This is a genomic window from Vibrio splendidus (assembly GCF_024347615.1).
Taxonomy (GTDB): Bacteria; Pseudomonadota; Gammaproteobacteria; order Enterobacterales; family Vibrionaceae; genus Vibrio; species Vibrio splendidus.
Genome location: NZ_AP025509.1, coordinates 1,065,186 through 1,086,146 on the forward strand (window position 1 = coordinate 1,065,186; position 20,961 = coordinate 1,086,146).

Annotated in this window: 20 protein-coding genes; 10 read left to right on the top strand and 10 right to left on the bottom strand. The window is 43.4% G+C overall.

The window, feature by feature from the left end:
* Positions 1-66 precede the first annotated feature (66 nt).
* A complete protein-coding gene (locus OCU90_RS21985; protein ID WP_061022046.1) occupies positions 67-1,914 on the top strand; it encodes a M3 family metallopeptidase in 1,848 nt (615 codons plus the stop codon).
* 93 nt (positions 1,915-2,007) lie between these two features.
* On the opposite strand, the gene OCU90_RS21990 is transcribed toward OCU90_RS21985, so the two are convergent.
* The 3 genes from OCU90_RS21990 to OCU90_RS22000 form a co-directional block, all read right to left on the bottom strand.
* A complete protein-coding gene (locus OCU90_RS21990; protein WP_054541813.1) occupies positions 2,008-2,319 on the bottom strand; it encodes a hypothetical protein in 312 nt (103 codons plus the stop codon).
* A 173-nt stretch (positions 2,320-2,492) separates the two neighbouring features.
* The gene (locus OCU90_RS21995) at positions 2,493-3,527 is read right to left on the bottom strand and encodes a porin (protein WP_061022047.1); all 1,035 of its coding nucleotides are present in this window, start codon (positions 3,525-3,527) and stop codon (positions 2,493-2,495) included.
* A gap of 156 nt (positions 3,528-3,683) precedes the next feature.
* Positions 3,684-4,601, bottom strand: a complete 918-nt coding sequence (locus OCU90_RS22000) for a DUF3187 family protein (RefSeq protein ID WP_061022049.1) — start codon at positions 4,599-4,601, stop codon at positions 3,684-3,686.
* 258 nt (positions 4,602-4,859) lie between these two features.
* On the opposite strand from OCU90_RS22000, the gene OCU90_RS22005 reads away from it, so the two are divergent.
* The gene (locus OCU90_RS22005; protein WP_017077418.1) at positions 4,860-5,654 is read left to right on the top strand and encodes a response regulator transcription factor; all 795 of its coding nucleotides are present in this window, start codon (positions 4,860-4,862) and stop codon (positions 5,652-5,654) included.
* A 39-nt stretch (positions 5,655-5,693) separates the two neighbouring features.
* On the opposite strand, the gene OCU90_RS22010 is transcribed toward OCU90_RS22005, so the two are convergent.
* Together OCU90_RS22010 and OCU90_RS22015 are read right to left on the bottom strand one after the other, a co-directional pair.
* Positions 5,694-6,527: a RecX family transcriptional regulator gene (locus tag OCU90_RS22010; protein WP_061022052.1), complete on the bottom strand. Its 834-nt coding sequence runs from the start codon at positions 6,525-6,527 to the stop codon at positions 5,694-5,696.
* A 234-nt stretch (positions 6,528-6,761) separates the two neighbouring features.
* The gene (locus tag OCU90_RS22015) at positions 6,762-8,366 is read right to left on the bottom strand and encodes a mechanosensitive ion channel family protein (protein WP_019350652.1); all 1,605 of its coding nucleotides are present in this window, start codon (positions 8,364-8,366) and stop codon (positions 6,762-6,764) included.
* Positions 8,367-8,618: 252 nt separating this feature from the next.
* Between OCU90_RS22015 and OCU90_RS22020 the strand changes: the two genes are divergently transcribed.
* A complete protein-coding gene (locus tag OCU90_RS22020; protein WP_017077416.1) occupies positions 8,619-8,867 on the top strand; it encodes a hypothetical protein in 249 nt (82 codons plus the stop codon).
* A 526-nt stretch (positions 8,868-9,393) separates the two neighbouring features.
* On the opposite strand, the gene OCU90_RS22025 is transcribed toward OCU90_RS22020, so the two are convergent.
* Positions 9,394-9,597, bottom strand: coding sequence for a hypothetical protein (locus OCU90_RS22025; RefSeq protein WP_061022053.1), 204 nt, complete (start codon positions 9,595-9,597; stop codon positions 9,394-9,396).
* A 180-nt stretch (positions 9,598-9,777) separates the two neighbouring features.
* Between OCU90_RS22025 and OCU90_RS22030 the strand changes: the two genes are divergently transcribed.
* The 3 genes from OCU90_RS22030 (at position 9,778) to OCU90_RS22040 (ending at position 13,261) form a co-directional block, all read left to right on the top strand.
* Entirely contained in the window at positions 9,778-11,841 is a 2,064-nt protein-coding gene (locus tag OCU90_RS22030) for a protein-disulfide reductase DsbD family protein (RefSeq protein ID WP_061022320.1), read from the top strand.
* 3 nt (positions 11,842-11,844) lie between these two features.
* Positions 11,845-12,414 carry a protein disulfide oxidoreductase gene (locus OCU90_RS22035; RefSeq protein WP_061022055.1) on the top strand — a complete coding sequence of 190 codons (570 nt, stop codon included), beginning with the start codon at positions 11,845-11,847 and terminating at the stop codon, positions 12,412-12,414.
* 127 nt (positions 12,415-12,541) lie between these two features.
* Positions 12,542-13,261: a DsbA family protein gene (locus OCU90_RS22040; protein WP_061022057.1), complete on the top strand. Its 720-nt coding sequence runs from the start codon at positions 12,542-12,544 to the stop codon at positions 13,259-13,261.
* Positions 13,262-13,541: 280 nt separating this feature from the next.
* On the opposite strand, the gene OCU90_RS22045 is transcribed toward OCU90_RS22040, so the two are convergent.
* Positions 13,542-14,555 carry a succinylglutamate desuccinylase/aspartoacylase family protein gene (locus OCU90_RS22045; RefSeq protein WP_061022059.1) on the bottom strand — a complete coding sequence of 338 codons (1,014 nt, stop codon included), beginning with the start codon at positions 14,553-14,555 and terminating at the stop codon, positions 13,542-13,544.
* A 376-nt stretch (positions 14,556-14,931) separates the two neighbouring features.
* Between OCU90_RS22045 and OCU90_RS22050 the strand changes: the two genes are divergently transcribed.
* The 3 genes from OCU90_RS22050 (at position 14,932) to OCU90_RS22060 (ending at position 17,660) form a co-directional block, all read left to right on the top strand.
* Complete coding sequence (locus tag OCU90_RS22050; RefSeq protein WP_004731820.1) at positions 14,932-15,930, top strand: porin; 999 nt, start codon at positions 14,932-14,934, stop codon at positions 15,928-15,930.
* 153 nt (positions 15,931-16,083) lie between these two features.
* A complete protein-coding gene (locus OCU90_RS22055) occupies positions 16,084-16,974 on the top strand; it encodes a DMT family transporter (protein ID WP_017077409.1) in 891 nt (296 codons plus the stop codon).
* Between the two features lie 68 nt (positions 16,975-17,042).
* Positions 17,043-17,660 carry a glutaredoxin domain-containing protein gene (locus OCU90_RS22060; RefSeq protein ID WP_061022063.1) on the top strand — a complete coding sequence of 206 codons (618 nt, stop codon included), beginning with the start codon at positions 17,043-17,045 and terminating at the stop codon, positions 17,658-17,660.
* Positions 17,661-17,814: 154 nt separating this feature from the next.
* On the opposite strand, the gene OCU90_RS22065 is transcribed toward OCU90_RS22060, so the two are convergent.
* From OCU90_RS22065 to OCU90_RS22075, 3 genes are all read right to left on the bottom strand, one after another.
* Positions 17,815-17,949 (bottom strand): hypothetical protein, encoded by a 135-nt coding sequence (locus OCU90_RS22065; protein ID WP_004731825.1) that lies wholly within the window; start codon positions 17,947-17,949, stop codon positions 17,815-17,817.
* Between the two features lie 337 nt (positions 17,950-18,286).
* On the bottom strand, positions 18,287-18,637 hold the full coding sequence (locus OCU90_RS22070) for a hypothetical protein (RefSeq protein WP_004731829.1): 351 nt from the start codon (positions 18,635-18,637) through the stop codon (positions 18,287-18,289).
* A gap of 98 nt (positions 18,638-18,735) precedes the next feature.
* Positions 18,736-19,941, bottom strand: coding sequence for a multidrug effflux MFS transporter (locus OCU90_RS22075; protein ID WP_061022068.1), 1,206 nt, complete (start codon positions 19,939-19,941; stop codon positions 18,736-18,738).
* A gap of 108 nt (positions 19,942-20,049) precedes the next feature.
* On the opposite strand from OCU90_RS22075, the gene OCU90_RS22080 reads away from it, so the two are divergent.
* A complete protein-coding gene (locus tag OCU90_RS22080) occupies positions 20,050-20,946 on the top strand; it encodes a LysR family transcriptional regulator (RefSeq protein ID WP_004731832.1) in 897 nt (298 codons plus the stop codon).
* Positions 20,947-20,961: the final 15 nt, after the last annotated feature.

The following is a 20,961-nucleotide window of genomic DNA, read 5'->3' on the forward strand; positions in this document are numbered from 1 at the left end:
ATCACAAAATACATTCAATGAATGTGTCATAATGTTGAAATTACTGGTTAATTTTCAAGGAATGTCATGACTGCAACGAACTATCTCAATCAATTGAATCAAAAGTATCTTGCGACTCATAAAGCGAAAGAAGACTTCTTTTGGGATACATATATGGGGATCAGTGACGACCACGATGGCTCGACACTCGCGCAGACTCAGTGGACTGAATTTCTAAGCTCTGCCGAACAGATTGCTGCTATCGAAACGCAACTCGCTGCTATCGATAAAATTCAAGATCCCCTAGAAAAAGAGAGTACGCTAACAGGCTTGAATGGTTGGTTAGCGACCTTTAGATCTCACGCTATTGAGCCTGAGCAGTCACAGAAGCTTAAAGCCGAACTCATAAAGTTTGAGGCTGAACTGTTTGAGAAAAAACAAAACCATGTGATGACTTACGTAAATGAAACAGGCGACGAAACAGAAGGGTCACTGCCCGTTTTAGGTTCAGCCGTTAGAAGTAATGGTAATGAACAAGTTAGGCTTTCTGCACATCAAGCACTATTAGATTTAGAGCAATGGCTGCTGGCTAACGGCTTTATTGAGCTGATCAAAAAACGTAACCAATTTGCTCAATCACTGGGGTTTAAAACCTTCTTTGATTACTCAGTGCTGAAAACCGAACAGATGACGACAGAACAACTGTTTACGATTCTGGATGACTTCGAAGCACGCACGCGTGATGGCCATCAGCAAAGCCTAGCCAATTTGGCAGAACAAAAAGGCGAGAATGCACTTCAAGCCCATAACTTTACCTACTCTTTTGCAGGTGACGTTATGAATGATCTTGATCCTTATGTTCCGTTCTCAAAGTCACTTCGACGCTGGATTGAATCTTTTGGTCGCCTAAACATCGAATACTCTCAAGCGACATTAAAATTGGATCTGCTTGATCGTAAAGGTAAGTACCCTAATGGTTTCTGCCATGGCCCTATCCCATCTTTCTACGATCAAGACACTTGGGTAGCGGCTCAAGTTAACTTCACGAGCAACGCCAAACCCGACCAAATCGGCAGCGGTTATGATGGTATCAACACGCTATTTCACGAGGGCGGCCACGCAGCGCATTTCGCCAACGTTAAGATGAACGCGCCTTGTTTCTCTCAAGAGTTTGCACCCACCTCAATGGCTTATGCCGAAACGCAATCCATGTTCTGTGACAGCTTGTTGAATGACGCCGATTGGCTCAAACAATACGCGCTTAATGCAGATGGCCAAGCAGTACCTGATGAATTAATCAAAGCAATCATCGATAACAAACAACCCTTCAGAGCTTATCAAGAACGCAGCATTTTAGTGGTTCCATATTTCGAGCGAGCACTTTACGAATTGGCGGATGAAAATCTGACACCTGAAAAGATTACCGCTCTTGCTCGTAGCAGTGAGAAAACGATTCTTGGATTAGCTTGTAGCCCTCGCCCATTAATGGCGATCCCGCATCTGTTGTCGGATGAAGCGTCTTGCGCGTATCAAGGTTACCTGCTGGCTCATATGGCGGTGTATCAAACTCGTGCATATTTCACCGATAAGTTTGGCTACTTAACGGACAACCCAGAGATCGGCCCTTTGTTAGCTAAGCACTATTGGCACCAAGGCAATAGCGTGAATCATAATGGGACAATCCAAAGCCTGACTGGCGAAGGTTTTAATGCCAAATACCTCGCTGACGAGTGCAACTTGTCGCCAGAAGAAGCTTGGGCTATTGAGGAGCAAAAAATCAAACAGCTGTCGACAAGAGAACGATCACCAGTCGCTGATTTGAATGCGAAGATATCGATCGTTGATGGGGCCACCGAGTTGGCGAATAATGATAAGTCAAACCATCAGATGTGTGATGAGTTTGAACACTTTATCGTTGGGCAATACGGCCGATAGCGGGTGCTGATCATCTGTAACCAAGGTTAAACCAAAAAACTCAAACGAAAAAAGGACGATAATTTATCGTCCTTTTTATATTCAGCGTTGGATCTATGCCGTGACACATGTCGAGCGAGTTTCAGTATCAAACTCAACATCAACAGAATCAGCACTTCGCAATGATTTTCGATGAATGCCAAATACTTGCCCCGTCAAAACAATATAAAACTTCTCTGTTTTGAGTAGATTCCAAGCTTCATCAAGAGATTCAGCATAAACCTTGTTCTTGAGATCTTGTGGGCGGGTACCTGCGACTCTTCCATGTTTACGCGCCAATTCAAATAGTCCATTACGATTCGGTTTACACGTAAACAGGGTATCATTTCCATAAATAACACCCTTGGCTGTAATGCTTTTAATCATTACATTTCTCCAGATAATAATTCCACTCGTAGCACTTGAGTGACAAACCACATATCAATCGGTGGATGCTTACACTGCAAAAAGAAGAGAACATGGTGTAACGACCGGGCAAGCTATTACACCATTACCATCAAATGTCTTAGAAGCTCTTAAACTCTGAAGAGTTCAAGTTCTTAGAAGTAGTAGTAAGCTGCTGCGAATACGTGTGTTTCTTCGTCGTATTGCGCACTAGTTTTGCCCACACGATAACCGTCTAAGTCTTGCTTGATATCAATACCCATGTCAGCGTTGTCTGCAATACGGTACATTGCCGCGATGTTGATGTAAGAAGCATCTACATCTGCTTGGCCATCAAGTTCATTGTTGCTAGATGCATAACCCGCTGCGATTGTTAGGTCTTCAGAAACCGTGTAACCACCTGAAACGTAGTAGCCTGTGTTCTTAGCAGAATCACTCTCTTCAATCCAAGAGTTCATACCTAGTTTAAGAGCACCAACCTTCACGTTACCTGTCACTGTGTAAACTTCGTAATCAGCATCGTCATCACGAGCTTCATAACCTGCGTATAGGTTGAATACCTCTTGCTCTAAACCGATGTAACCGTTAATGCCTTTATCCGCATCATTATGATCATCACCAGTTTCAAAGTAAGAAATACCGTAAGCGATACCGTTTGTTGCGCCTTGGAATTTAACAACATTGAAGCCGTCAGAAGCATCACCAGCAGAAGCGCCAAACTCGTAAGTGTTGTCGCCAGCGCCATCCACTTTGTCTAGTGCTGTGTCGTTTTCCCAACCGAATGAAGCGATACCGAAACCAGTATCGAAACCTAACCATGCTTTATCTACATCTGTTGCTGGACCAGTATCGATACCGTTTGTCCAACCAGCTGTTGCTGCGTCGTTCGCAGATACGTTGTTGTCTGTCGTGTAGTTCACCATCAAGTCAGTTTCGAAATAACCAACAATACGGTTGTTACGGTAGTTTACGGCAAGAGTAAGACCCGTAGCCCAGTCATCGTAGAACGCTTTAGAGCCAGTGTCGTAGTAACCACCAACACCGAAAGAGCCTGATACTGAGAATTGATCTTTGTGCATTGAATCGAATGCAAACATGTCTTCGTTTTGGCTGTTTTGGCTGCTTGTGCTTACAGCGAAAGCTGAACTTGAAATGCTCGCAATCGCAAGTGCTACTAATGTCTTTTTCATGATAACCACTACCTATATATTGATTCGGCCTTGTTAGTCCGGCCTTTTGGAGTGGCGCTATTGTTCAAAAAAACAGGTTATTGATATACCGTAAATTTACTGAAAATTTTATAGCTTTGGTGAATTTCATGAAATAAGAATATATTAATGTGTCGTTTATATTGAAAAACGTAATCCGAGTGTAAAGCCGATATCGGTGCTGTTATCCATATTACGGATGTTCTCAATCATCAGCGCTTCGACTACGAGTTGATTTAAGCGGTAGCGATAACCCAAAACGACCTCGTTAGAAGGTTCAGAAAAGTCCGGGTCATTGCTCGCCCAACCTTGATAGTTGAGAGACTCAATCAATAAGCTATGGCGTTGATTCAGCCGATACTCATACCCAATCGCCCAACTTGCGCTGAAATTTTCAAGACTAACGACATACACATCGCTATCTCGATGTACAAGACCAATGGTTGAAAAAACGCTGTGCCTAGGAGTGATATAGCTGTAGTTAAGCTGAACACCTTGCTCAAAACTGGTTCTCGCAAACTGCCCACTTCTTACATTGTTGTAAAACAAAGAGCCACCAGCCGAGAGCGACATTGGCCCTCTAGAATACAGTAGAAGTTCATTGTAGAACGTCAGAGCGTTGGTTAAGTCATCCCCCTCAAAATCAGACATATAAATACCTGCATTGTGAAAACCCATGGTGAATTGATCTTCCGCCACTTGATCGCGACCATTCTGGCCAATGCGGAACAGGTCATGAAACCCCATCACAAAACTGTCTAAACCATTATCTTTTGCAGTCACAACTCGGTAATCCAGCTCCGTTTTCCAGACAGGTGAAGCTTGCCACTCAATCGCAATATTGGATTGATTTTGATAATAGTCGAGAGCATACGCACTCGTGTGTGCCCATATACTGGCTTGGGTAAAAGAGGACTTGAACTCAATGGTCCCCACTCGGTTAGGTTGAGCAGAACGAAGTTGTGTTGAAAGCACATTTGAATGAATTGGAGATTGCGCGTAAACAAACATTGGAGAGGTATTCGCGTGTGTAACGGAATGAAAAAAGGTCAACATCGAGACTGAAATAGACAGTAACGTCCTTAAACTTATCACAGTGTTTACTCGGTTATAGAAATGCCCGATCTTATTAAAAAACACCGTTCAATTAATGCAGTAAATGTACTGCTTATCATTCGAAAATCTAGAACTAAGAGTTATAAAAAACTTAAAAATAGAACCTATGATATATATAAGAATCTTATCTTGCACTGAGCCACTCGAACGAATATCTTCTGAGTATTGACCTAATGAATGTATCGAGAAAGGAAAAACGTGTCTGCTTTAAGCCTAAGTTTTGAACAGCTATTAATGAAACAATCAACCTCTCTTATTAATAGCGATCCTAAGAACTTTCAAACAACGTGGTCAGAAGCAAGCTTTGACGTACTCGATTGGTTCGGGATTGATCGTTTAACGCTTTACCCGAATTCAATGGTCTTACTTGAAGACGGGAAAACTTGTTCAGTATCCAAAGCAAACATACCTCCTGTCGATAAGAAAAGTTTGGTTGGCGGTAACTACCTTGATTACCTAAAGCTATTGAAAACCAATGAAACATATCTCACCTTTACCAGTGACGAACTCGTTTCAACCAAAAACTATGTGTTAAAGAAGATCTATAAAGAAGGGGGAAGATGGCACTGCATCATTCCTTTGCAGCTGTTTAACCAACGCTGGGGAGCATTATCTTTCACTAACTTTCACGACAACGAAACCACCTTTGACCTCGAAGACATCCAGCGCTTAAAGTTAGTCTGTGAACTTTGGCTCTGTTATTGGCAGCACTCAACGCTAGCTAGGACACTAAAGCAAAATGAGAATCGGCTAGCAGATGATAGTGAGAAGCTATTATTACTCACAAAAAAACAAACCAAGGTTTTGGCTCTCATTGCTCAAGGGTTTAGTGCAAAAGAGTGTGCAGAACAGCTCCACCTTAGCTCTCGAACGATAGAATCGCATAAATACAGAATGCTTGGATTGCTCGATTTAAACAGCCACAATGACCTGATTCAATTCGCCTTACGCAATGGCCTAGGTCTTACAGAAAACCTACACACGACACGTTAAAACAAGGCTATGTGCACTCTTTACGCATAATATTGGTTGTTATTCGTTGCCTTCACTCAGAGCAAATTTGATTTCATCTGAAGAGAACCCCTTTCGACTTAGCATCGCATAAGCCTTGGAGCGTTCTTTATGATCGTTTAGGTCATAAGACTTCTTCTGCAACTGTTCTAAACAAGAAGAATAGAAATCTAGCTGCTCTTCATTAATCAATCGGTCGATGAGCGATGACAGTTCACTAGTGTCGATTTGTCGCTGTCTAAGTTCTTGCTGAATAGCAGTCAAGCCTTTGCCTTTACGAGCATACTTAAGCACCTCTTTTTCCAAATCAGCTTTCTCTGCCTTAATTTGAATATTACTTTTCAGTTCATGCGACTGCGTGTGCTGGTCAATCGCTACCTTCACCTGCTGGTAGCTAAAACCACGCTTTTGCAGGGTCGCGACAAGCTTTTCACGGCTCATGGTAAAACTTGTATAGTAATGGTTGATGCGGTCTATCAGGATGGTCTGTTCATCAATAGACTTTTCGAAAGACACCTTATGGATTGCATCAGAAATCACTGAGTCCGTCAGGTCCTTCTTTTTCAATTTTTCGACAATGTATCGAGAACCAAATTCACCAGAGAAAGCTTGTTCCACGAATTGTTCAGCAAACACTTGGTCAGACTTGAGATACCCAAAGCCTTTCAAAGTATTCAACGTTTCATCGATCCATTCTTGATTGTCGGTTTTCACTTTTAGCTTCGCAATCAACTCGCTTTCCGTCATATCTCTCTGGGTTAGGTGCCACATCGCAGAGTTCATGACGCTTTCAATTCGTGTTGCTTTTCTTACCGTTGTATTTCTACTATTCGTTTTTTGCTGTGAATCATCCATTCGCTTTCAACTGTCCAAACTAAGCCTACCCCATCATAACGTAATTCTAAGGCGGTTGAGTGACATAAAAGAATGAAGCTCAATACAAACGGAAGCCAATAAAAATGGACGCTTATTCAGCGTCCATTTGATATCACATTAAGAATGTCGACTCTAAGCTGCGCTTAGCTTTGACGCATTAGCTTTTTTCGTAATAGCTCTTTTCGAAATCGCTTTTCATATTAGCTCTTTCGTTTAGCTCTCTTCGTGATTGTAAATATGCACATCTCGTTGAGGGAATGGGATCGTGATACCTTCTTCATCGAAGCGTTTCTTCACGGTTTCCGTCACATCCCAATACACATCCCAATAGTCATCGGTCTTAACCCAAGGTCTGACGACAAAATCAACAGAAGACGTATTCAAGGTATGAAGCTTGATCATATGCTCCGGTTTTTTCAGTACTAGAGGGTGCGCAAGAATGATGTCGTTCAATACCGCTTTCGCTTTATCGATATCATCTGAGTACCCAATGCCGAAGACCATATCAACACGTCTCACACGTTCTGCAGTGATGTTGTTGATCACGTCACCCCAAATCTTGTTGTTCGGGATCACCAAGCGTTGGTTATCGATGGTTTGAATGGTCGTCGACACTAAGCTCATGTCTTTTACTGTGCCTTGAACGCCGGCCACTTTAACCATGTCGCCCACATCATAAGGACGATAGATCAAGATCATCAAACCTGACGCAAAGTTAGATAGTGTGTCTTGCAATGCGAAACCAATAATGACACCCGCAACACCGAAACCGGTTAATAGTGGCGCTAGCTCAATCCCAATTTGAGACAGAGCGATAAGCAAACCAATAAACACGACCGCTTTAGATGCGATGGATACGAAGAACTCCTGCATCAATACGCTAAAGTCCATTTTAGAGTGCGAGACACTCTTACGAACGGTCTTACGAGCCACGTTAGCAATAAGGCGAGTTACGTATAAAATACCGAGAAACAGAGCGAGTTTAACGATAAATGAAGGGGTGTTTTCAAACGCCCATGAACTGAACGATCGAAGCCAGCTATCCAATAGATCCAGTGCAACATCGACATCCAACACATCGGCGTTAATGTCCCCAGTAGTCGCTAATAGAATGCGCTTGTACGAAGTGACATCCACACCAAACGGGGCCATCATAGAGATACTTGTCTCTAAGCTGGCAACCATTACACTGGTTCGTTCGCTGAAACGTATTAACTCAGTTTTTATTGTCGCCTTTTCGTCTTCACTAACAAAAGACAAGCGACGCTCTAGATCTTGACGCTGCGTGTCTGTATACAGGATCGCATTGGTCAGATATTGAGAACGAGAAACCAATGCGGTTTTTAACTGACTTTCCGCAGCCGATACATCAACGCCTCGACCTTTTGACCAACTTAAGGTTTTAGAGAGTTGCTGATAGTAATCATCCATCATTCCGATACGTTTTTGAATCAACAATTCAAGACGCTTTTTAGCATCACCTTCAGCGGAACGGTTGTCTTTGCTCATAGAGACAATTTTAACTTCGTTCAATGACAGTAAATGTTGTAAAAGATCTACCTGTTGGGCAAGAACAGCGTCTAAGCCCTCCTTCTTATCGGATGATAATTGGGAGGAAATCTCTTTACGTAGTGCTTGGTTCTTTCGTCTTAATATATCTTCTAGAAACGGCTTCTCAGCATCGTGCGCTGTTTCTAATGTTGTTAGGTCCAGCATTAGCTGGTCTTGTACTTCTGCTATTTTATCGACACTTTGTGCAAAACTCCCTGATGCCACAAACGCCAACATTAAAAATAGACAACGCCAAACCTTTATCATGTTAATTCCTATGAATGTCCAAATTGACCCCTTAAATAGTAGTAAAAAGAATATGGATAACAAGCATTTAAACGTATGTTGTGTTAAAAATTCGCAAAATATCAGTACGTATCTAATATTTGAGAGTTCCAATCCCCTCTTATGACCTGTAAAGTACGCAACCAACAAAGAACAACAGCCAATATCGTCACTTAAGCACATGCACAAAAACGCCTTAAATCTGATGTTAGCTAACAGCAAGAGAGCATAGAAATGAACAACGAACTTGATATTATCGATTCCTTAGAAGAACTAGAAAAGTTCCTAATCTCAGTGGAAGCTGGCGGTTTGGGTCTTGAAGGCGTTGAAGGTGTAGGCATGGCAACCAATAATTCAGATGGTCGTCACTTCGTTGCTGTCTTCAACAGCAGCCACAAAGTTCTGCTCGCTCGCTGGATCACCAAAGAAGTTTTCGAAAATGGTAAAGATTTGGTACGTAATGGCCCTCGCCGTACTCACTAAGCCTTTCCAATAAAACCAACGATTAAGCCCAATAAGTTCCTCTAAGATCTGTTGGGCTTTTTGCATAGCCTCATCGTGAATAAACAAATCGATACAGAATAAATTAGTTATAACTGCCGGTTATTGTGAACTTTAACCAGAGCCCTATGTCGTATTCGCGTGAGTCCATGTTTAATCATCGTCTCTCGTGTATATACATTTTCTCTCGTTTATATATAGTTTCACTTTAACCATTTTATGACTTGTGGCGCGAAGAGAACTTATCTAAGCTAGCCACAATTCAATGAGCTCGCTTTAACAACTAACTGATTTGATTACCGACTAATTTGCTGAACACATCGCTACTTTTCTTACCCACACAGAATCGCCAACAAAAGCAATCGCTTTGGGCACTTCTCCTTACCGGACTGGTTATCATAACTTGCCTGGAGAGCACTCTGGCCGTAAAGAAAGTATCGTTATCGACATCCGCTAATGGTCAATCCATCCTAGTTGACGCGCAAACTCACACAAAAACCACTAATCCTCAAACCGACATCGCTTCGTCAGAAAAAATGGCCGCTCTATACGCCAGTATTTTCGGTTTAGAAGCATCTAAAATGTTAACGTCACCCAATTCAAGCTCGTGTAGTCTAAGTTCAAAAATGCTGACCTTTGCCGCACCTAAAACGGGCTGGCTGATCCCTTTCGTTCTGATGATTGCTGTTGCATTCAACTTATCTCCGCACATCTCGAGATTATCCGGAGAGAATCACCGCTCTACTCGACCGACAAAACACCGCTTACACCTAAAGCACTGTATATTTAGAGAGTAAATAACCGGGCTATTCCACCCTTTTATTTATTTTTTGGAGATACATTTGTGTACAACACACTACTAACTAAGTTTGTCGATTCGTTGGCATTCTGCATGCGCACATGCGCAAAAGCTTTCGTCACTGCAATCTTAGTCATGACGTCATTTACCGCCCTGGCTCAAACCACGGGCTGGATAAGCGTGCCTGAGCATCCACCAGTTAAGATGCGAATGATGTCGACGGGTGAACAGTCGGATAACGGCGGTACCGTTCAAACTGTATTGGACGTTACACTCGACGGTGACTGGAAAACCTATTGGCGCAGCCCAGGTGAAGGTGGCATTCCGCCAAGCTGGGATTGGTCTGATTCAACTAATATAGAGTCTGTAGATTGGCATTGGCCGATCCCTAAATACTACGAACAACTTGACGTAATGACGCTGGGCTACAAAAAGCACGTAAGCTTTCCTGTCACCCTAACGTTGAAAGACAAAACGCAACCTGCTGTATTTAGGGCTTCTCTCTCGTTCCCGTCGTGCACCAATATTTGTGTTTTGACTGACTATGACATCGAACTCCCTATCGACACGCATCAATTGCAGTTCGATGAAGAAGCGATGTTCTTGTTCAACCAAGGCATGAGCCAATCTCCAAGAGAAGCGAACCGGACTTCAGTGAACGGTCTATTTTGGGACAAAAGCAAGCAACAACTGGTCACTCAACTAACCAGTAACGAAGGCTGGGATAAGCCGATGGTGTTGATCGATGGCAAAGAAGTCATCGATGATTTCTTTGCTCAACCAAGCGTTCACATCACCGGCAATACGATGACCGCGGTATTTGACGTCAGCAACTGGATAGGCGAAGTCGACTTAACGGATCGCACCGTTAGTGTCACCGTTTCAGACACTAATTTTGCCGAAGAGATGACCGCTCAAGTCGGCTCAGAACCTATTGCTTATCAAGCAAGTAACAACGGTTTTCTTGCAATGATCGGCTTTGCTTTGATTGGTGGTTTAATCCTCAATATTATGCCGTGTGTGCTGCCTGTATTAGGAATGAAGCTAAACAGCATCATTCAAAACCAAGGCGCATCTAATCGTCATATCCGACTCTCATTCTTAGCTTCTGCGTCAGGTGTCATTACATCATTTGCATTCCTAGCCCTTGGCATGACCGTTCTAAAAATGGGTGGCAATGCGATTGGTTGGGGAATCCAGTTCCAAAATGTTTGGTTCATCGGGTTCATGCTGATCATCACTTTGCTGTTCTCGATTAATCTACTTGGGTTATTCGAATTCAGACTACCATCAGGTTTAAACACTTGGATGGCAACCAAAGGTGATGACTCACATTCAGGCCACTTTATTCAAGGCATGTTTGCGACGCTGTTGGCAACGCCGTGTAGTGCTCCGTTCTTAGGAACCGCAGTTGCTTATGCACTTGGGGCAAGCTACCAAGAGTTGTGGGCTATCTTTATCGCACTCGGCATCGGTATGAGTGCACCTTGGTTGATTTTCGCGCTGTTCCCGAGTCTTACAAAACTGCTTCCAAAACCTGGGGCATGGATGTTCAGAGTTAAGCTGGTATTTGGCTTAATGATGTTCATTACCAGTCTATGGTTAGCAAGCCTAATGAGCCCATTCATTGGTAAATTCCCGACGATCCTGTTGTCACTGTTTATCGTGATTACAGTATTGATTTGGATTGGCCGTAAGTTGGGCCGCAAGGTACTTATTCCTATTGTCGCAACCACAACCTTGGTGTTTGGTGCTGCATTGATCGTCGGTAGTGTCACCGCTGATAACTGGGCGACACCGATTGTTGACGATCTCGATTGGCAAAAGCTAGATGCAAAACAAATCCCCCAATTGGTTGAGCAAGGCAAAACGGTATTTGTCGATGTGACCGCTGAGTGGTGTATTACCTGTAAAGCCAACAAGATCGGCGTCATTCTCCAAGACCCTGTCTACAGCCACCTACAGCAAGAAGACATTGTTTTGATGAAAGGCGATTGGACAACACCAAGTGAAAGTGTCACTCAATACCTACAAAGTAATGGTCGATTTGGTGTGCCATTTAATATCGTCTACGGCCCAAGCTATAGAAGCGGTATTCCACTGCCTGTCATTCTCAACAGTGACACGGTCGTTCAAGCCATCGACGCTGCGAGATAATGGATGAAGACTCCCAACAATGAAGATAAATCTAGCACGACTGAAGACAGCGCTGTAAAGGGTGAAACCAAAAAGCCAAGTCGTCTTAAGAAGTGGGGAAAGGAACTGGTTTCAATGATATTGATCGTTGGCGTGGTTTCATTTGCGATGGACTTTTATCACAGCAGAAGCATGCCTCAGGGCGACGCGATTCCAATTGTGGGTCAATCGCTCCAAGGCGAAGATATTGATGTTATCGAGCTAAGCAAAAATGGTAAGCCAGTCATTGTCTATTTTTGGGCGACTTGGTGTGGCGCCTGCAAATTTGTAAGCCCAACCGTCAATAGCTTCAGTGATTCCCATCAGGTGGTTTCGGTCGCTCTATCGTCTGGTCCAGACGAGCGTGTTCAGCGCTACTTGGAGGCGAAAGAGTATGACTTCCCTGTGATCAATGATCTTTCTGGATCAATCAGCAGAAGTTGGGGCGTTAATGTCACTCCAAGCATCGTCATCATAAAAGATGGAAAGATTAGCAGTATCGCAACAGGCATTACTTCCCCGATAGGGCTTTGGTTGAGAACCTACTTTGCCTAACTCGCTTACAAAGAAAAACAGAGCAAAGCAAGGTGAATAACTCGATTTAGCCCGTTTAACGAACAGAATTTCCGTGAGCGAGACCCAATGAGCGCTCACGATTATCAAGAATTAGAGAATAAATAGCATGAAAAAGCATCTGATTAGTACACTGATTTTAGGCTCACTAATGAGCACCACTGCCTTCGCTGAGTTAAGCACAGAACAAACCCAGCAACTTGAAGAGATTAACCAATTTCTGAAAGAGAACCCTTCTACGATCTCTGGTTTACATACCAGCTTAGAGCAGTACGTAGCAGGGCAAGAACAGTCGAAGAAGGCTCAAGCAGGAAGCCATGATTGGTTGTACAACAATGACGCTCACCCAATCACGGGCAATCCGGATGGCAAATCGGTCATCATTAACTTTACCGACTATAACTGCCCTTACTGTAAGCGATTGGAAAAAGGCTTGGTTCAATTAGCCTCTGAAAATAGCGACATTAAAGTGATCAACGTGTACTTATCGTTTAAACAACAACAAGTTGTAGGGCTAGACACCAACGCGGCGCTATACGCGATGAAAGTATGGAAAGATAACCCAGAAGCATTCCCTGAAGTTGATAGATTGCTAATGGCCAAAAGTGGTATTCACTCGAAAAGCTCACTAGAAGCCGTTGCCAAAAAGACGGGAACAGAGGCGGAACTAAAAACAACTCAAGAACAAAACCAGGTTCTAACCACTAACCACCAAACGTTCAGTGCACTCGGCTTAACGGGCACTCCAACCATGATGATGAACGGAAATGTTTTACCAGGATATGTGCCTTACGACCGACTTAAAGATATCGTGGATGACGCTTTTTAATCGAGTGTAGATAGAGATAAAGACTCGAAAGAGAAGTGAATAAAAGCCGACTCGCGCAACCCGCAGTCGGCTTTTTCATTGCTTCGAAACAATAGAACACTTTGAAACGACAGTTCTGAAGTCATGGTTTTGAAACAAAAAAAGTCGAAGTGTCACCATCTCGCAATAGATTCTTAATTAACCCTCACTACGCTAAAAGCAGTTCTGTCGATGAGTCAAAGACGTGTTAACTCAAGACAACTGTCCTTTGACCGAGCCTTGCTCGGTCTTTTTTTTTTGCTTAACTCAGCAAGCGACAAACAAGCGCACCCGGCTCCCTTAATGCATCCACGTTATAGCTGAGTACACGACCAGAAGATGGTGCGTGATAACGACGACATTCATTACCGAACGCATCATATTGGATGGCGAGCAGATCATCTTGTTCGACACTTTGCAAAAGCTCGACCTGAGGCAGCACAAAGCCACCTATGTCTGCGCGGATAGATACGACGTTGTTGCCTTCTATCCAGTCCATACTTGGCAGCTGACTTGCCTCAAACGGGTCTTCACCATCAAGCATCTCGTAGTAAGACAGCATATTAAAAACACCGTCCGCGGCTCGTTGAATCATATCAGGCTGAGTAAACTTACCCATCCCCACTTCCACCGTAATACTCGGAATTCCACTTCGATTCCAAACCGTTTCAAGAATACCTGGATCGCCAGGATCATTGAGAACACAATCTGGTGTCATCAACCTTGCCATTTCAAGGCATTGTTCAATTCGGTAGTCAGCAAAAACATAAAGTGGGTAGACCGCGCCACGAGTTTGGGTATGCAGGTCAACGGCGAATGTCGCATTGTGTTTGAGTAACCGATCCCACAAAGACGCAACAAAGCGCTCTGCCGCTAAGCCATTCGCATCACCCGGAAAGAGTCGATTAAGGTTGGCAGGGCAAGAGCCCGGATCTGAAGAGATAAAATCGCGGCTGTGGTTAAGCAAACCCGACAAATTCACAGTAGGCACTATCGTTACCGTGCCTTTGAGAGTTTTACCGACTAAGTCTCTAATAATTTGCTGAGCAGCCAACACACCGTTGAGCTCATCACCGTGAATACCAGCGGTGATCATCAACTTAGGACCTGCTTGACTGCCTTTGAAAACAGAAACCGGCATGTTCTTGGGTTGCCCCAGCCCATCACTGGTTACTTGAAACCAAAACTGGTGCTCTCCAACGGGTAAGTCTTCAACATTCAAGGAGCCAATAACCTGCCTACCTTGTAAAACATCGCCTAAGTACTCTGTTTTCATCCAACGTCTCCATCTTGTTGAGCAAAACCTATTCTCTTCTAAGTTTTTGCATCATAGAGGATATCTTAATCAGTACAAACAGTTAATAAGATGAACAAGCTCTGACTTCCCCATAATACTCACTCATATCATCATCACTTCCCCTAAATAGAAGCTTGTGAAAGTCAGCTCTCAAGAACAGATAAGTTGTATAACCATTCACAAACCACTCAGTCCATTGAAATAAAAGTGCAATAAAATCAACACTTAAAAAGTTCCCTATTCACGAAAATGTAATTTTATAGAAATGAAAGCTTAATTTAGCTGCTCTAAATTAGCTTCATATCGAAACGGAGAGCACATTGCTCACGGATTTTAAAATACAAGGTAAGTGATTATGAAAAAGGCAGTTCTAGCTTCTGCAGTGGTAGCGGCACTAGTTTCAGGTTCATCTCTAGCAGCAACAGTTTACAGCTCTGATGGTACAGAACTTAAAATTGGCGGCCGTGCGGAATTCCGTGGTGATTTCATTGGTTCAGGCGGTAAAGAAATCGACGGAACCATGAAAAATAAAAGCCGTGTGCGTTTAAATGTTGGCGGTACTACTGAAATCACTAGCGATTTATCTGGTTTCGGTTTCTACGAAGCAGAACAAGGCGTAAATTCTTCAGCGGATAACGATGAAACTGATAACTTTAAACAACGCTATATGTACGCTGGCCTTGAAGGTAACTTTGGTGCTGTTTCGGTAGGTCGTCAAGATACAGCCGCTGCTCAAATCTCAGAAATGTCGGATGTTACTATCTACTCAGGTGATCAAAAAGCCTTCATTAACGCGGGCAACGAGCAGATTAACAACACATTCGTGTACGCTTACGATGCTGATGCTCTTTCGTTGAAGGCAAGTTTAATCGCTGGCGAAGATAAAGATACAGACGGTTACGGTATCTCTGGTATCTACACATTACCTATGGGCTTAGGTTTTGGTCTTGGTTATTCAGGTAATGACAATGGCGCGGGTAATGGCTCTGCAACCGCTGTAATTGCTGGTATCAACTACAAAATGGATGCTCTATACCTAGGTGCAACCTACACAATGGGTGACCTAGACGACAAAGCTAAGACTGAGTTCTCTGGTGTAGAAGTTGCGGCTAAGTACAAACTAACCGATCAATTTGAATTGGCGGCTTTGTACCAAAAACAAGAAAAAGACGCGACACAGAACATCACTGTTGATACAGCTGATTTCTTCGAGCTAACGGGTACATACAAGTTCAACAAGTCTATCCGTACTTACGTTGCTTACCAATTAAACAACCTAGACGATGTAAAAGTTGCGGGTCTAGAGACACAAAGCGAAGATTCTCTTCGTCTAGGTCTACGCTACGACTTCTAATCTAAATCGGCTTTAGATACAGACTAAAAGGTTGGGCAATAGCTCAACCTTTTTCATATTCAAATATTCTGACTAACTTCATCAATGCTTTTTCTGGTTAAGTGGTGCTAAATCCGTATCATAGGTGAACCACATCAAATAATTAGAAGCATCATGTCACAACACCATCCGATCCAAGGCGCTAGCTGGATGCTAACCGCAGGCCTAGCCTTTGCCGTCATTAACAGCCTAACTCAAATCGCTAGCATTCATTTCGGACTTACTTCTACTACCGTTGCCGTCATTCAATACGCCATCGCGTTGTTCGCTATTCTTCCTTATCTGAAAACGCTGGGCATTCGCCGCGCGCTAAAAACCGACAACCTTAAGTTGCATGTATTCCGTGTGTTTTTATCGGTGATTGGTATTCAACTTTGGATATGGGCGCTGGCTTACCCAGTTCCTATTTGGCAAGGCATTGCCCTTCTCATGACGTCGCCACTGTTTGCAACCATAGGTTCAGGGCTTTTCCTCAAGGAGAAAGTTGGAGCTGCTCGCTGGGGAGCGACCTTAGCAGGTTTCGTGGGTGCGATGGTGATTCTAGAGCCGTGGGCTGAAGACTTTAACTGGGCAACGCTACTACCGATTGGCGCCGCTTTCTTTTGGGCATGCTACTCACTAATGGTGAAAAAGCTCTCTTCACAAGACAGTCCTTCTACCATGGTGGTCTACCTTTTACTATTGATTACGCCATTTAACATCCTACTTGCTGCGCCAGATTGGCAGACTCCAAGCGGCGGTAAGATTTGGGCTATCTTAATTGTCATCGGTGTTATGACGGCACTTGCTCAATGGGCAATTGTAAAAGCCTACTCAGTCGCTGATGCTTCATTCGTACAACCTTTTGACCACGCAAAATTACCGCTAAATGTCCTAGCAGGTTGGATTGTATTTAGCTGGGTTCCACCGGGTCGTTTATGGCTCGGGGCTGCTATTATTATTGCGTCAGTCGCATTTATAACGCACTGGGAAACGAAAAAGCCGTCAAAACTGAAGAAAGTTTAGGGTTAGTGAAATAAATAGTTCAACTGTCCGTTCTATATGGATAAGAGAATTCAAACGAGGCCGTAACCATGAAGAAACCAGTCAAGATTACACTATACCGTTGGGCAGGCAGCTGGGGTCCATTTAAAGTTAATATCCCATGTGGGGAATGTACCCTTACCAAAGACATTCTTAAGGATACTTTTGAGAATGAGTTATCAGATGTCGATGTCGAACTGGAAGTGAAAGATTGGTTGTCTCACTGGTGGGAGCCTCTAAAACTGGGCTCTTGGCATGCTCCAATCCTTGTTGTTGAAGGCAAGGTTGTAAGCCAAGGCGAAGCGCTTAACCGCGGTGTGTTAGTTCAATCCGTGATCAAAGAGTGGACCAAACGCGACAGCCTAAAAGGCAACATCATTTATGGTAAAGCGACCTGCCCATTCTGTGTTAAGGCAAAGAAAATGCTTGATGAAGCGGGTGTTGAATACCAATACCACGATGTCGTAAAAGACAGCGCAGCTTTGTATCGCATGATTCCTGAGGTCAAAGCGCACATTGGTGAGAAAACACCAGTAACCGTTCCTCAGATCTGGCTCGATGGTAAATACATCGGTGGAGCAGACAACTTAGAAGCATGGATGAAAGAAAATGGTTTAGATACCATTCCAAATAACGTTGTCGACCTGTCCAACCAATCGGCAGGCTAAACTCACTGAGTTATAAATCCGATCGTGAATTAATCCGTGTTTTTTGTGTCCATCCACAACAAAACGAGCGATGATCTTCATTAATCGCTAAAACGAAAAAGGCCTTAAACTTCATCGAGTTTAAGGCCTTTTTAAATTCCGTTTTTGAAAATGCTTATTTCGCCATTTTCTTCATCATTCGCTTAAAGAATGATGCTTTTTTTGGCTTAGGCTTGCCATACAATGCTTCGTGCATCATGTTTTTTGCTACCATTTGACCAAGGTATGCGTGGCCTAGTTCGTAATTCATGCTTATCTCCGCACATAATCGATTTTCTTATGCGCGGATTCTACACTTAAAGCGCCTAAAAACAAGATCTAAATCACACTTTAATGCAAGTAACTCATACTATTGCAACATCCGTATTCTTGTCTCTGCGTAAATCAGCATTGTATCGTTATATCAATGAGTTAATGTTAAGTCCGTCTAACCTTGATTCACCATACCCATTTGCAATCCAAGACATTGGTTTAGACATTCATAAAAAAAGCAGCTCAAGAGAGCTGCTTTTTAAATACTTAGCTTAGAAACACTGACCTTAAAAAGGGCATTATTCGCTAATGCCTAATAGTCAGTAACTAAAACACTAGCTACGCTTTGGCTGTCTGTAAGTTTTACCCGCAATTTGGTATGTGTCTTTTTGTTTTAATTCGAACATAGTTTCAAAGAACCAAGCTGCAAATTTGATTAAGTCATCGCCTTCATTCATGACATGTTCGATGTACTCTTGCTCTTCGCCTTGTTCATTTTCTTGAAGCGTCACGTGGTAAATACGCTTTTCGCCTTCTACTTCAGCTAACGCAAATTGACCTGTTAGTGATCCAGCAGCCTCAGCGACTTCTGTATCCTCATTGGATTTCAATAGCTCAAGCGCTTGAGGCAGGCCATCTAGTGCGCAGATAGCTTTTACCAGTACTTCAAATTCATTTTGCTGCATGTTTATTACCTATTAAATGGACGCAGGTATTGTAGAAAACCATCCATACAAATACAACGTATTAACGACTGTACGCAGAACTATAGCGAATTAGCTGTTTAACTGTATTCTACTTCGGTAGCTGCGGCTTTCTTATTCATTCTCGTTGAAGACCAAAGTACTGTGCCCATGCAAGCACCAATAATCAGATAAAACACGCCGAGTTGTAGGTGAGTTGTCACCCAGCTTTCCACCAAATATCCTCCTAACAAGCCCGCCAAGCACATCTGAATTGAGCCTGACAATGCCGACACTGCGCCCGCTTGCTTCTTATGAGGTTCTAACAACATACTGATCGATAGAGGGAACGAGATACCTTGTGCTATCGCCAACCAAGTAAACGCCCAAACTAAGTTAAAGATGGATAACTCATGAGTAAGAAGCCAAGTTCCCGACGCCAAAATAATCAAAATCGCAAGGCTCATCAATTGCGGAGTGCTAAACCTACGATTGAGCAAGTTCAAAGCCACGCTACCTATCAGTAAGCCCGCCGAAGGAACAATCATCAATGAGCCATATTCAGCGGCGGTCAGCCCCAATTGCTCTTGCATTAAGAATGGAAACAACGACAACGAAACCAAACTCGCCATATAGCTCATCCAGTTGTAACTGGCACTGGTCAACACTTGGCGATTGGTCAACAAGCACCCGTAGTTCTTTACTACTTGGCATGCATCAAAGCGGCTCTTTCCGTATGGCAAAGTTTCATGCAGAACAAAGTAACCCAGCGTAAATATCGCTAATAGGTACAATAAAACAAACAGGAACACCGCCTGCCAACCTAGATGGAATGAGATCCAACCACCAAATACAGGCGCAATGATCGGCATGATCGAAGCAGTGATCGAAATATAAGACAACGCTTTGGTCAGTTGAGGGCCATCATAGCTGTCGCGAAGCACACTTCGTCCGAGAACCGAGGCACTACCCGCCCCTAAACCTTGCAACAAGCGACCAACCTCTAGCGCCGTCATGTTGTCAGAAAATACGACACAAACGACAGTACCAATCAAATAAACACCCTGACCTAACAAGAAGATAGGTCTTCTTCCCACTGCATCAGACATCGGCCCGTAAAATAGCTGAGACAAGCCAAAACCCACAAGAAACAGCGTGACGAGCAGCTGTACATCTACCTGAGTCACACTTAAGTCAGAAGCAATTAACGGCAATGATGGCAAGTAGATGCTCACACCCACCTGTCCCGTAGCAATAATCATCATTGCTAAAAGTAACGGCGTTTTTTTAAAGGTCGATTGGCTCAAAAAATTCCCTATTCGTTTGATATTTGTTCATGATATAAGTTTATATTCAAAACCAGTAATTGATAATTAACCAAATTGGAATTTAATTAAGTCCTAACAGGAAATAATATGGATTGGATTCTCAACGTAAAAAGCTACGTTCGAGTAGTGGAAGAAGGCAGTTTCAATGGTGCAGCTCGCAAACTTAACACCACCAGCTCGGCGATCAGTAAAAGAGTAAACTGGCTCGAAGAGCGTATCGGCACACAACTTTTAAAACGCACCACTCGCTCGATTAACCAAACCGAAGCGGGAGCACTCTTTTACTTGCGGGCCAAGGATCAACTCGACAATTGGCAATCAATTATTGATGAGACTCGCTCGGTTAACCAAACCCCGGCAGGCCTCTTAAAGATTGGCGCGACGATTGCTGTTGGCTCTAAGTTTCTCGTGCAATACATGGACGACTTCTTAGAAAAGTATCCAGATATTAAGGTGCAGCTGATCACGACCACGCCAGGGCAATTACCAGAGCTGGGCTTGGATCTGGTGATCAGTCGAGAACTGGAACAGCTCAACTCGTTAAGCTTCAAGAAAACACCGCTGTTTGAACACAAGGCCAGTTTCTATGCTGCGCCGAGTTATCTTGCCAAACATGGTTATCCCACCAACGAGCAAGACTTAGAACAACACAACTCCTTAATATGGGGAGAGCGCCCTACCCGTGAAGTCACACTCACCAAAGGGCAGCGCATCACTTTGAACGGCAACTTTGCGACCACCAACCCTGAGGCTTTGTTTCACGCGGCGAAACGAGGAATGGGTGTGCTGTTAACCATCAAAGCAATGATCAAAGAGGATCTTAAACAAGGGACATTAGTTCCAGTATTGCCAAATATTACCGCCGACGAAGTGATGGTTTACGCGTACTACCCTAAGCTTGATTACTCACATACGCGAACCAAGTTATTTTTGGACCATTTGAAAGATAGGCTAGATAAAGAGAGAAATAACCAGATTTTGTGAAATAAGTCTCAACTT